Source organism: Chromohalobacter beijerinckii, assembly GCF_023061185.1.
Classification (GTDB): domain Bacteria; phylum Pseudomonadota; class Gammaproteobacteria; order Pseudomonadales; family Halomonadaceae; genus Chromohalobacter; species Chromohalobacter beijerinckii.
In genome coordinates this window covers 32,384-43,942 of record NZ_JAKGAK010000018.1, presented here as the reverse complement: position 1 = coordinate 43,942, position 11,559 = coordinate 32,384, and the positions used below count along the sequence as shown (strand labels likewise).

Genomic DNA, 11,559 nt, shown 5'->3' with positions numbered 1-11,559 from the left:
GCTTGTCAGGTTAAGACGCGATAAGCGCATAACAAGATAACGGTATAAACTAGATGGAAGCGATTTCCGCCTCGGTAAGTTCCCGCCACTCTCCCGGCGCTAGCGCTGAGTCGAGGACGATATCGCCGATTCGTTCACGATGCAGCGCCACGACCTCGTTACCCAACGCCGCGAACATGCGCTTGATCTGATGGTAGCGGCCTTCTTGGATGACCAGGCGCGCCTGAACGAGTTCGCCTTCGTCCGGCGCCGACAGACGTTCGAGGTGCGCAGGCAATGTTGGCTTATCTTCCCTTTCCAGCATCAACCCCGCTGCCAGGAGGTCTTCCGCCCCGTCCATCAGTGGCTGGGCCAGCGTCACGAGGTAATGCTTGTCGCAGCGCCGTTTGGGGGATGTCAGTCGATGCGACCATTGGCCGTCCTCGGTGATCAACACGAGCCCGGTGGTGTCCACATCCAGGCGCCCTGCGATGTGCAGGCGCTCGCGCTTGGTGACATCCAGCAGTTCTACCACCGAGGGGTAGCGCCCCGGCCGTGTCGTGCACTCATAGCCCGTGGGCTTGTTGAGCATCAGGTACCGCACGCCCACCAAGGCCAATGGGGCCCCCATCCAGCGTACGTCTTGTTTGTCATCGAGTTTGAAGGCGGCATTTTTGATCACTTCGCCATCCACTTCGACCTCGCCGCGGTGCAGGGCTTTCTTGGCTAGCGAGCGCGTCAGCTCGGTACTTTCACTTAAAAAACGGTCGAGACGCATGCAGGAAATTCACTCCTCGACCTGGAAGCGATCGGCGTCCATCCAGGCCGGAAATTTGTCACGGAATGTACTCAGCGCCTGGCGATCCAGGTGGCCGGTACGCATGAAGGGTACGTCGCGCGGTTCGTCGATCAAGGGCTCACCCTTGAAGTCGACGAGCATCGAGTCGCCCGCGAACGCCAGCCCCTTGGCGTCTTCCCCCACACGGTTGACGCCGATCACATAGCAGAGGTTTTCGACGGCACGTGCCTGTAGCAGGGTCCGCCAAGGTTGACGGCGAGGCGCGGGCCAGTTGGCGACGCACAGCAACGCATCATACTCGAAATGTTCGCCCGGTGCGGGCTGCTGGCGCAGCCATACGGGAAACCGAAGGTCGTAGCAGACACTCAACAGGATTCGAAATCCCTTGAGCTCGACAATGACGCGCTCGCTGCCCATGCCATAGCGCTCGTGCTCGCCGGCCATGCGGAACAGGTGGCGCTTGTCGTAATACGTGATATCGCCATCCGGGCGCGCCCAGACGAGACGGTTGAAGTACTCTCCGTCTTCGACAACGGCCACGCTGCCGGTCACCACACAGCCACGCTGGCGGGCTTGTTCGACCATCCAGCCAACGGTGGCGCTCTGCGCCATGGGTTCGGCCATCTCGCGGGAGTTCATGGTGAACCCCGTGGCGAACATTTCCGGCAGCACGATCAAGTCCGTATCCTCGGACGAGAGCGTGCCCAGGCGCTCCTCGAGCAAGCGGCAATTGGCTTGGGGGTCTTCCCAGCGCAGGTCAGCCTGCACCAGCGTCGTACGCAATTCGCTCATCACATACCTCCCGGATTGAAGATTCAGTCTGAAGGCCAGCTCAGGGCAGCGGCAAGCCCCTTTCGTCCATGTTAGATTAGCGTTCGCCTGTTCGGCATCATCGCCCCACGTTGAGGTCCCCATGGCCCAAGAGAATGCCAGAGAAAGCGCCACGCAAGACACGTCTTCCGCATCGAAGACCGCCGCCGATAAAGACGCTGCCAAGGGCGTTGCATTCGGCGTGATCGCCTATACGCTATGGGGCTGCTTTCCACTTTTTTTCGCGCTTTTCGATGGTGTGCCCGCTTGGGAAATCCTGACCCACCGCATCCTCTGGGCGTGTCTGTTTCTGGTCCTCGTAGTCACCCTCCTGGGGCGCTGGCAACCCGTCAGGAGCGCCTTGCGCGCGCCACGCCTGCTAGTGCGGGTACTCGGCTGCGCCTTGCTCATCGGCTTCAACTGGGGGCTCTACATCTACGCCGTGGAGACCCACCACGTCCTCCAGGCCAGCCTCGGTTATTTCATGACGCCGCTGATCAACGTGGCGCTGGGCATGCTGGTATTGCGCGAGCGCATGTCACGCCTCCAGGGCGCCGCAGTGGCCATCGCCGTCGTCGCCATCGGCATTCAACTGGTGGGTCTCGGCGGCCTACCCTGGATCAGCATTTGTCTTGCTCTAAGCTTCGGCACCTATGGTCTGTTGCGCAAGCAAGTCAGCCTGGATGGGCTCTCGGGGCTGTTCGTCGAGACACTGATACTCTTGCCCCTCGGCTTACTTGCCGTGGCTTGGTTCGAGATGGCCGGTATATCCCATTTTGGTGGCACCGCCCACAACACCCTGCTATTGATCGCGAGCGGCGCCCTAACGGCCCTGCCGTTGCTGGCCTTCGCCGGGGCCGCGCGTCGTCTACGTCTGTCGACAGTGGGATTCTTGATGTACATCAACCCCACTCTGCAATTCTTGATCGCACTGCTGATCTTTCGCGAGCCATTAGGCACGCTGCAACTCATCACCTTCGTGCTCATCTGGTTCGGGCTGGCGCTGTATTCGCTTTCCGCTTGGCAAGGCAGGTACGCTGGCGCCAAGTAAGACAAGCGTCACGGCACCGACATCGTCTAGAGTGAGTGCATGACCGCCACGACGTGTCGCGCGGCGGCCGACTGGCCCGAGGAAACACGCCTTCATGACGACGCACCTGGTGCTGGTGGGTGCCGGTCACGCGCACCTCCACTTGCTGAAACATGCTACTGCATTACGTCGCGCCGGCTATCGCATCACACTCGTAGCCCCCACGCGCTTCTGGTATTCGGGCATGGCCGCACGACTACTCGGGGGCGCGCCGCGTGATGCCTGCAGCCTCGATATCGCCGCCCTCTCCGCACGCCATGGCATCGAGCATGTCACAGCGCCTTTCGTGGCACTCGACGTGCACACCAAGCATGTTTTCCTGGCTGACGGTCATCACATCGCATTCGACGTACTCTCACTCAATGTGGGCAGCGACGTCGTCCCGCCAACCCCGACCGGCTCGACCGTGCCTACCTGGGGCAACACACGTTACTGGCACGTCAAACCCATCGAGCGCCTCGACGCACTACGCCAGCATGTACTCGATGCCGCTCAGCAGCGCCGAGTTTTGCATATGGTCGTGGTCGGCGGCGGGCCTTCCGGCGTGGAAATGGCCGCCAACCTAGCGGGGTTGAGCAAACGCCTAGGGGCCAACGACAACGATATTCGCCTTGTCACGCGCCACCCACGCCTCATACCCAACGCTCCAGACGCCGCGTCGCGATGGGCCAGCCGTCAGCTCTCGCGCCTGGGCGTCGACTGGCATCCCAACGTGGCGTTCGACGGCGGCGCCGGCTGGCTCGACAGCCTCGATGTTTCACCCGACGACATCGTCCTCGCCACGGGATTGCGCCCCGCGTACTGCGTCGCCGACCTGCCACTGGCGCTCGACGACAACGGCATCCGCATCAAGGCGACACTACAAAGTGAGGAACACGCGACGATCTTCGCCGTCGGCGACTGCGCCTCGCTGATCGATCGCAGCCTTCCCAAGCGCGGTATCGAAGGCGTCCGCCAAGGCCCCGTGCTACTGCAGAATCTGATTGCCTTGCAGAATGGCGCACCATTAAGCGACTACCATCCACCGGCAACGGCATTGGCCATCATCGACATGCACGACAAGGGATTGGCACTTTACGGAGAACACTGGCGAGGGGGTCGCTTGGCCTTGCGGCTCAAGCGCTATATCGATGCGCGCTTCTTGCAGCGTTACCGCTAGATAAGGTGTTGTAGCGTTATCGATAGGGAGGCAGCGACTCGCAGAAAAGCCAAGACGCGTCGCACCGCCGGGGATGACGGTGCCTGAATGACACGCTAATGCGTCACACCTGCATATTCATGACATCCTTATAGGCAGTAACCACGCGATCGCGTACCTGCTTGCCCATCTCGAAGGCGATGCTGCCCTTTTGCATATCGACCATTACATCGTTGAGCTCCACGCCCGGCGCCCCCGCCTCAAAAGCTTCTGCCTGCGCATTGGCGGTTTGTTGCAAATGATTGATACGTGAAATCGCGCTATGCAATTCGCCGGTAAAACCACCGCCGCCGACCGACGTATTGACCTGGCTCCCAGGCGTCTGGCTCGCCTGATTGGCCATGGACTGCATTTGCTGAAGCGCCTGTGAAATGGCAGGTGCACTCATGAATTTTCTCCGCCGATCGAACAGCTCTGGAATACGTTGCTGAACCTTATCAGCAACCTGGCCTGCCTCATATCTGCAATTGGGACCTAAAACATCGGCTTTTCCACCCTTTAGGGTTTTCTTAGCTACACATAATGGCGGTCATCAAACATACGTCTCGTGACGGTATCGATCGCACCGTCACGAGACGTCAAACGATGCGCAGAATTCTGGAGTTGGACACCCCCATGCTTGCCGCTGGACCTTTTCAGTGCCTACCCCGGCGTTGCCGGAGGATGACATGAGCACAGCAGCATCCTCCTCGACCGAGGCCAACCAAGGTACGTCAGGACAACGTCAAGGCAACGCCGCCACGGGCAACGCCCAATCGTTTGTCGATCGACTGCGCAGTAATCCGCGCGTACCGCTGATTATCGCCGCCGCCGCGTGTGTCGCGATCATCGCCGCGCTTTTGATGTGGGCAAGCTCCCCTGATTACCGCGTACTTTACTCGACGCTCACCCAAGAAGATGGCGGAAAGATCGTCGCCGAGCTCGACAGCATGGGGGTGCCCTACGAGTTCAGCGAAAACGGTCAGGCACTGCTGGTGCCTGCCGACCGGGTCAACAAGCTGCGCATGCAGCTCGCCGAACAAGGCCTGCCGGAAGCCTCCGGCGTGGGCTACGAACTGATGGACGAGCAGTCGTTCGGCATCAGTCAGTTCACCGAGCATGTCAACTACCAGCGCGCCCTCGAAGGCGAGCTGTCGCGCACCATCGAGGACCTGGGCCCCGTTTCCAAAGCCCGCGTCCATCTCGCCATGGCCAAACCTTCAGTCTTCGTACGCGAAAGCGAACCGGCCAGCGCCTCGGTGATGCTCGACCTGCAACGCGGTCGCGTCCTGGGTGAAGGCCAGGTACAGGCGATCATGCACATGGTCTCGAGCAGCGTCTCCGAGCTGGCCACCGGCGATGTCGCCGTGGTCGACCAGGCGGGACGGCTACTCTCCCCGGCTAGCGATGGCAACGACGCGCTCAGCGGCACACAGCTGGATTACGTATCCCGCGTCGAGCGCAACTATGCCGAGCGCATCGAATCGATCCTGGCGCCCATCCTTGGCGCGCGGAACGTCAAGGCCGAAGTCTCCGCTCAGCTCGACTTCTCCAAGCGCGAAGGCACCAGCGAAACCTATTCCCCCAACCAACCGCCCAACGAAGCCGCCGTACGCAGCGAGCAATCGAGCATCACCTATAGCGGCGATTCCGACCTGGCCATGGGGATTCCTGGCGCGTTGAGCAATCAGCCTCCGGGAACGGCCGCCTCCCCCATCAACGCCCCCCCAGGAGGACGACGCGGGCGATGGCGAAGGCGACGACGCACAAGACGATAACGCTCAGGCCGAAGATGGCGACGCCGCCGCAACCCAGGCAAACGCCACCCTGGGGCGTACAAGCCGCGACAACACCATTAATTACGAGGTCGATCACCAGGTCGAACACGTGCAGCATCAGACCGGTGCCATCGAACGCCTCAATGCCGCCATCGTGGTCAACTACCGCGACGGTGTCGACGAGGACGGCAACCCGACGCGCGTGCCCTTGAGCGACGACGAAATCGCTAGCATCCGCAGCCTCGTACAACAGGCCATGGGCTTCTCGGAAGCACGTGGCGACCAGCTCGAGGTCGTCAACTCGCCCTTCGAAGATACCGACGAGCAGCGCCCCGAATCTCCATGGTGGGAATCCACCTTGCTGTGGTCGCTGGCCGCCACGTTGGGCAAATACCTGCTGATCGGCCTCGTCGCCCTATTCCTGTGGTTCAAGGTGCTGCGTCCGCTGGTTCAACGCCAGACCGAGCGCCCCGCCTTTACACCCGCCACGCCGAACGCCGCTGGCGCTGGTGCGGGCGGCGGTACCGACGCCTACGCGACTACTCAAGCCGAGACCGCTGGCGCCGAGGCAGAACCGCCGGCGCCGCCACAGAAGCGCCGCGAGCGGCGCTCGGCCAGTTATGAGCAAAACCTCCGAGACGTACGTGAGATCGCGCAGGAAGACCCGCGTCTCGTCGCCATGATCGTCAGAGGGTGGATGGGTTCCCATGACTAAGATGAGTGGCGCTCGCCGAAGCGCAATTCTGCTGCTCTCGTTGGACGAGGACAGCGCCGCCGAGGTCTTCAAGTACCTCAGCAACAAAGAGGTCCAGGAAATCAGCCTGGAGATGGCCTCCTTGAGCCAAATCTCGCACGAGGACATGGAAGAGGCCCTGCGCGAATTCCATGACGAGATAGACCAGTTCTCCGCCGTCAACCTGCACAGCAGCGAGCACATACGCACCGTGCTCACCAAGGCATTGGGCAGCGAGCGCGCCAATAGCGTGATCGAGGACATCCTCGAGACGACCGGCTCCGCCTCGGGCATCGACGCGCTGAACTTGATGGAAAGCACGACCGTGGCGGAGCTGATTCGCGATGAGCACCCGCAGATCATCGCCACCATCGTCATCCATCTCGACCGCAACCTGGCCGCCGACGTGCTCGAGCAGCTGGATGAGAAGCTGCGCAACGATGTCGTGCTGCGTATCGCCACCTTCAGCGGCGTGCAGCCAGCGGCATTGCAAGAGCTCACCGAAGTACTCGGCAGCATGCTCGACGGCCAGAACGTCAAGCGCAGCAAGATGGGGGGCGCGAGAACCGCCGCCGAGATCCTCAACCTGATGAACTCGTCTCAGGAAGAGCTGGTCATCGATGCCGTACGGGCGCACAACGACGACCTGGCACAGCGCATCATCGACGAGATGTTCCTGTTCGAGAATCTACTGGGTATCGACAACCGCGGTATTCAGCTCATCCTCAAGGAAGTCGATACCAACTCGCTGGTGGTGGCCCTCAAGGGGGCGCAGGAAGCCCTGGTCGACAAGATCACCCAGAACATGTCGCAACGTGCGGCCACCCTGCTGCGGGAAGATCTCGAAGCCCGCGGCCCGGTACGCGTGTCACAGGTGGAGGCCGAGCAGAAAGCGGTTCTCCAGATCGTTCGCCGCCTTGCCGACAACGGCGAGATCGTGCTGAGCGGAGGCGACGACAGTTATGTCTGACAAGCCGCTATCCGATGCCGTCATCCATACGCCCGACGAGCAACGCTGGCGCCCCTGGCGCATGGACGAGCTACCGCGTTCCGGTGGCGATGGCAGCGATCAGCTCGACCGTGCGCGACGCTTCGAACAACGCCGGCGAGAACAGCGTCAGCGTCTCATCGAAGAACGCCAGGCACTGCACCACAAGACCCGCGAAAGCGCCTATCGCGAAGGCTACGACGCCGGTTTCGAAGAAGGCCGTCAGGCCGGTTACGAAAAGGGGCTCCAAGAGGGTCGCGAGACAGGCGACCAGGAGGCCAAGCGCCAGCTCGACGACGCCCTCGCCCCGCTCGCTCGACTGGCCGGCGAGTTCCGCACCGCGCTGGATACAATGGACACCCAGCTCGCCGATCAACTCGTCGAACTGGCCATGCTTACCGGCAAGCATCTAGCCGATGAAGCATTGGTCGCCACGCCCGAACATGTCGTAACGCTCGTGCGCCAGCTACTCCACGAGGAGCCCGTGCTCGACGGCTCCACTCAGTTATGGCTACATCCCGACGACCTTGCTCTTGTCAACGACCATGTCGGCAACGAGCTCGAAGCGGCCCACTGGACGCTGCACGAAGATGCCTCGCTGCAACGTGGCGGTTGCCGTGCCGAAAGCGCCACCGGCGGGCTCGATGCCACGCTCGAGACTCGCTGGCAAACCGCGTTGAATCAACGTCGCCAGCGCCACGTCGCGCCTGCATCGACAACGGGGCCGGAGGCCAGTGATGACTGAGACGCACCTTGCCGACACGCACAACGAGACCTCCCACGGCGCCCATTGGGAGCGCGCCCTGGGTAAGGTCGCGCAGCGTATCGAGGGGCTGGATTCACGCCGCCCCTACGGCAAGATCGTGCGTGCCACCGGCCTGGTGCTCGAAGCGACCGGCCTGCGCCTGCCCCTGGGCAGTGCGTGCCTGGTGGAACTCGCCCAGCATGGACATACCGACTATGCCGAAGCCGAAGTGGTCGGCTTTGCCGGCGATCGGCTGTTCCTCATGCCACTTGGTGACACCCAAGGCTTGGTGCCAGGGGCACGTGTGCTGACGCTGGGCAGCAATCAGCGCGATGCCGCCAGCGCGCGCCGTTTTCCTCTCGGCGATGCACTCCTCGGACGCGTGCTGGACGGTAACGGCCGCGCGCTCGATGGCAAGGGCTCACTGGAAAACGCGCCCCATGCGCCTTTGAACACGCGCCCCATCAATCCGCTTGACCGGGCTCCCATCGAGTCCGTCATCGATGTCGGCATTCGCGCTATCAACGGCCTGTTGAGCGTCGGTCGTGGGCAACGCATGGGACTTTTCGCAGGCTCGGGGGTCGGCAAGAGTGTGTTGCTCGGCATGATGTCGCGCTACACCCAAGCCGATGTCATCGTCGTCGGTCTGATCGGCGAGCGTGGCCGCGAGGTCAAGGACTTCATCGAAAACATCCTTGGCACTGAGGGACGCGAGCGCGCCGTAGTCGTCGCTGCGCCTGCCGACGTCTCGCCGCTGCAGCGCTTGCAAGGCGCCGCCTACGCCACACGCATCGCCGAAGGCTTCCGCGACGAAGGGCGTAACGTCCTGTTGATCATGGACTCCCTGACACGTTACGCCATGGCCATGCGCGAGATCGCCCTCGCCGTGGGCGAACCACCCGCCACCAAAGGCTATCCGCCATCCGTCTTCGCGCGCTTACCCGGGCTCGTCGAGCGTGCCGGCAACGGCAAACCCGGCGGCGGATCGATCACCGCCTTCTATACCGTGCTGACCGAAGGCGACGATCAGCAGGATCCCATCGCCGATGCCGCACGCGCCATTCTCGATGGCCACGTCGTGCTCTCGCGGGATCTCGCAGAAAGCGGGCACTACCCCGCCATCGATATCGAAGCCTCGATCAGCCGCGCGATGACCGAAATCACCGAGGGCGCTCACCAGCGCCGAGCGAACCGCTTCAAGCAGCTTTTCTCGCGTTATCAACGCAATCGCGACCTGATCAGCGTCGGTGCTTACGCTGCGGGGCACGACCCGCAGCTCGACCGCGCCGTCGCGCTTTATCCGCGTCTCGAAGGTTTCCTCCAGCAGGGAATCTACGAACAAGCCGATGTCACTGCGACGCTGGACGCCCTGGCATCGCTATTTCCGGAGACGCGCTGATGTCATTCACTCTGCCTCGCGGTAAGGAGCTCTCATGAACGCACGCTCTCCGCTATCCACGCTCAAGGAACTGGCGCAGGAAACCTGCGACCAGGCGGCACAGTCGGTGGGGCATTCCCGTCGCAGTCTGCAGGAAACGCAACAGCGCCTGGACCAGCTCTTGAACTATCGACACGAGTATCGTCAGCGCCTCGATAAGAACATGGAAAAGGGCATCGAGCCCGCCAACTGGCACAATTACCAACAGTTTTTGGCCTCCCTCGATCAGGCCATCGCCAGCCAGCGCAAGGTGCTCAACGACCAACAACGCCAGCTCGATCGCCAGCAACAAGCGTGGCAAGGCGAGCGACGCAAGCTCAACACTTACGATACGCTGGTGTCACGCCGCGAACAGGTCGAACAGAAACGCGCCACACGGCGTGAGCAGCAGCTCTTCGATGAGATGTCGGCGCGCATGTCGCGTCGCCAAAAAAACGATCGTGGCCTCGACGTCACCTCGACGAACACCACGCATTCCAATAACCGCTTTTGACGAGGCATGCTCATGGATATTGCCCTGCTCACCAACCTTCAAGGCGGTAATCAAGCCTCCGCGACCAACCTTGGCAACGCGGGTGAGACGCGTGGCGGCAAGAATGCCGACGACAGCGCCTCACCGTTTGCGAGCCTCCTGGGCAAGGCGCGTGGCGGCTCGGATGCCAAGACCGATGCTGGTACCGAGTTACTGTCAAAAGACACCGCAAGCCAGGACGGCAACGACCTCGTCACGGCGCTCAACGAGCTGATGCAAGACAGCGATGACGCCAAGCTGCTCAGCGACTGGCTCGAAAGCGGGGACCCCAGCCAGCTAGAGGCCCTGACGCAACGACTGGCGGAGATACAGCAAGCATTGGGCGGCGATGCGCAACAGGGCGATTCGAAGCTCGCCGATGACGCTATGGCGGCACTACTTGCCGCGCAGCTGCCGATGAACGCTGCGGCCACTGGCACTGCTCAATCTCAGGGCAGTGCCGGCATGCTTGCCAGCCAAAGTGGCGATCTTTCGCTCAACGACATCCAGCAACGCATGCTGCTCATTCAGCAATCCTCCAGCGGCATGCAGGACGCCGCGGGCGATGCCCTCTCGCGCCAAGACCTCATGGCACGGCTGACCAATGCCACCACGAATGCGGGTACAGGCCAAGACACGCAGTCCCTCGCCCAACTGATGCAGAATGCACAGAGCGCCTCGTCACAAGGCAATGGCCAGGTCTCCCCGACGGCGGCCTTCAGTGCCACCCTCGTGCAACAGGCGCAGGCCGTCGCCGATGCACAACGTGGCGACACGCTGACCGGCCAGCAGGGCCTCGAGCGACAGGGCAGTGACTCATCGCTGTTCACCAATCTGGGCCACAACGCCGCCTCGGGTAATGCCACTTCCAGTGCCGCCGCCAATGCCAGTTCTGCGGCCAGCGCCGCCGGTGCATCCGCCACCGCAACACTCACGCCTCAGGTCGGCATGGCCGAATGGGGACAGTCACTCGGCCAGCAGGTCGTGCGCATGGCACAGCGCGGTGACCAACAAGTCGAATTGCGGCTGCACCCCGCTGAACTCGGTCCATTGAGCGTCTCACTCAAGATGGGCGATCAGCAACAGGCCAACCTGCAGTTCTTCTCCGCTCATGGTGCCGTGCGTCATGCCCTTGAAGCAGCGATCCCGCAATTGCGCGAAGCCCTTGCCGATAGCGGGATCTCCCTGGGCGAGACCTCCGTCGGTGAGCAGGATCAGTTCCAGCAGCAATCCGGCGAGCAACAAGGCCAACCCGGCTCTCGCGGTGACGCCCAAGGGGGACTGTTCGCTGCCGGTGACGCGAACGCTGACATGCCGAGTCTAACCGAGACGCCACTGCAATATATCGCGTCTTCGGGAATTAGCCTTTATGCCTGAGCCTAGCTGCCGATAACACGTGAGAGGCGTTCGTCGATGGACGTCTCGACAAAGCCCGAAGTGGCGTGCGTGAAGCTTTCTATTCGAGCAATCGAATAGCGCTTCCTATCGCCATACTCGGCCCACTCATCTAC

The 11,559-nt window shown here is 62.1% G+C and carries 12 protein-coding genes; 9 read left to right on the top strand and 3 right to left on the bottom strand.

Going from position 1 to position 11,559, the window contains the following annotated elements; translation table 11 throughout:
- Window positions 1–49 precede the first annotated feature (49 nt).
- On the bottom strand, window positions 50–757 hold the full coding sequence (gene rsuA / locus L1075_RS12870) for a 16S rRNA pseudouridine(516) synthase RsuA (RefSeq protein ID WP_246942207.1): 708 nt from the start codon (window positions 755–757) through the stop codon (window positions 50–52).
- A 9-nt stretch (window positions 758–766) separates the two neighbouring features.
- Window positions 767–1,570 carry an amidohydrolase gene (locus tag L1075_RS12865; protein ID WP_246895012.1) on the bottom strand — a complete coding sequence of 268 codons (804 nt, stop codon included), beginning with the start codon at window positions 1,568–1,570 and terminating at the stop codon, window positions 767–769.
- Window positions 1,571–1,691: 121 nt separating this feature from the next.
- On the opposite strand from L1075_RS12865, the gene rarD reads away from it, so the two are divergent.
- Window positions 1,692–2,639 (top strand): EamA family transporter RarD, encoded by a 948-nt coding sequence (rarD, locus tag L1075_RS12860; protein ID WP_246942205.1) that lies wholly within the window; start codon window positions 1,692–1,694, stop codon window positions 2,637–2,639.
- A gap of 94 nt (window positions 2,640–2,733) precedes the next feature.
- On the top strand, window positions 2,734–3,837 hold the full coding sequence (locus L1075_RS12855) for an NAD(P)/FAD-dependent oxidoreductase (RefSeq protein ID WP_246942203.1): 1,104 nt from the start codon (window positions 2,734–2,736) through the stop codon (window positions 3,835–3,837).
- 103 nt (window positions 3,838–3,940) lie between these two features.
- Here L1075_RS12855 and fliE read toward each other — a convergent pair whose 3' ends face one another.
- Window positions 3,941–4,264, bottom strand: coding sequence for a flagellar hook-basal body complex protein FliE (gene fliE, locus L1075_RS12850; RefSeq protein WP_178998800.1), 324 nt, complete (start codon window positions 4,262–4,264; stop codon window positions 3,941–3,943).
- A 280-nt stretch (window positions 4,265–4,544) separates the two neighbouring features.
- On the opposite strand from fliE, the gene fliF reads away from it, so the two are divergent.
- From fliF to L1075_RS12815, 7 genes are read left to right on the top strand one after another with little or no spacing between them, the layout of a single operon-like run.
- Window positions 4,545–5,633: a flagellar basal-body MS-ring/collar protein FliF gene (fliF, locus tag L1075_RS12845; protein ID WP_246942201.1), complete on the top strand. Its 1,089-nt coding sequence runs from the start codon at window positions 4,545–4,547 to the stop codon at window positions 5,631–5,633.
- Window positions 5,542–6,348 carry a flagellar M-ring protein FliF C-terminal domain-containing protein gene (locus L1075_RS12840; protein WP_246942233.1) on the top strand — a complete coding sequence of 269 codons (807 nt, stop codon included), beginning with the start codon at window positions 5,542–5,544 and terminating at the stop codon, window positions 6,346–6,348. Before fliF ends, L1075_RS12840 begins: the two co-directional genes overlap by 92 nt.
- Window positions 6,341–7,336, top strand: coding sequence for a flagellar motor switch protein FliG (gene fliG / locus L1075_RS12835; protein ID WP_246942199.1), 996 nt, complete (start codon window positions 6,341–6,343; stop codon window positions 7,334–7,336). The genes L1075_RS12840 and fliG overlap by 8 nt, the downstream gene beginning before the upstream one ends.
- Window positions 7,329–8,099: a flagellar assembly protein FliH gene (locus L1075_RS12830; RefSeq protein ID WP_246942197.1), complete on the top strand. Its 771-nt coding sequence runs from the start codon at window positions 7,329–7,331 to the stop codon at window positions 8,097–8,099. Before fliG ends, L1075_RS12830 begins: the two co-directional genes overlap by 8 nt.
- Window positions 8,092–9,498, top strand: a complete 1,407-nt coding sequence (gene fliI / locus L1075_RS12825) for a flagellar protein export ATPase FliI (protein WP_246895006.1) — start codon at window positions 8,092–8,094, stop codon at window positions 9,496–9,498. Before L1075_RS12830 ends, fliI begins: the two co-directional genes overlap by 8 nt.
- Before the next feature lie 34 nt (window positions 9,499–9,532).
- The gene (fliJ, locus tag L1075_RS12820; RefSeq protein WP_246895005.1) at window positions 9,533–10,030 is read left to right on the top strand and encodes a flagellar export protein FliJ; all 498 of its coding nucleotides are present in this window, start codon (window positions 9,533–9,535) and stop codon (window positions 10,028–10,030) included.
- 12 nt (window positions 10,031–10,042) lie between these two features.
- Complete coding sequence (locus tag L1075_RS12815) at window positions 10,043–11,425, top strand: flagellar hook-length control protein FliK (protein ID WP_246942195.1); 1,383 nt, start codon at window positions 10,043–10,045, stop codon at window positions 11,423–11,425.
- Window positions 11,426–11,559 lie beyond the last annotated feature (134 nt).

Excerpts from the sequence above, each read along its gene's own strand:
- rsuA (WP_246942207.1), bottom strand. The coding sequence starts at position 757 with ATGCGTCTCGACCGTTTTTTAAGTGAAAGTACCGAGCTGACGCGCTCG.
- L1075_RS12865 (WP_246895012.1), bottom strand. The coding sequence starts at position 1,570 with ATGAGCGAATTGCGTACGACGCTGGTGCAGGCTGACCTGCGCTGGGAA.
- rarD (WP_246942205.1), top strand. The coding sequence starts at position 1,692 with ATGGCCCAAGAGAATGCCAGAGAAAGCGCCACGCAAGACACGTCTTCC.
- L1075_RS12855 (WP_246942203.1), top strand. The coding sequence starts at position 2,734 with ATGACGACGCACCTGGTGCTGGTGGGTGCCGGTCACGCGCACCTCCAC.
- fliE (WP_178998800.1), bottom strand. The coding sequence starts at position 4,264 with ATGAGTGCACCTGCCATTTCACAGGCGCTTCAGCAAATGCAGTCCATG.
- fliF (WP_246942201.1), top strand. The coding sequence starts at position 4,545 with ATGAGCACAGCAGCATCCTCCTCGACCGAGGCCAACCAAGGTACGTCA.
- fliG (WP_246942199.1), top strand. The coding sequence starts at position 6,341 with ATGACTAAGATGAGTGGCGCTCGCCGAAGCGCAATTCTGCTGCTCTCG.
- L1075_RS12830 (WP_246942197.1), top strand. The coding sequence starts at position 7,329 with ATGTCTGACAAGCCGCTATCCGATGCCGTCATCCATACGCCCGACGAG.
- fliI (WP_246895006.1), top strand. The coding sequence starts at position 8,092 with ATGACTGAGACGCACCTTGCCGACACGCACAACGAGACCTCCCACGGC.
- fliJ (WP_246895005.1), top strand. The coding sequence starts at position 9,533 with ATGAACGCACGCTCTCCGCTATCCACGCTCAAGGAACTGGCGCAGGAA.
- L1075_RS12815 (WP_246942195.1), top strand. The coding sequence starts at position 10,043 with ATGGATATTGCCCTGCTCACCAACCTTCAAGGCGGTAATCAAGCCTCC.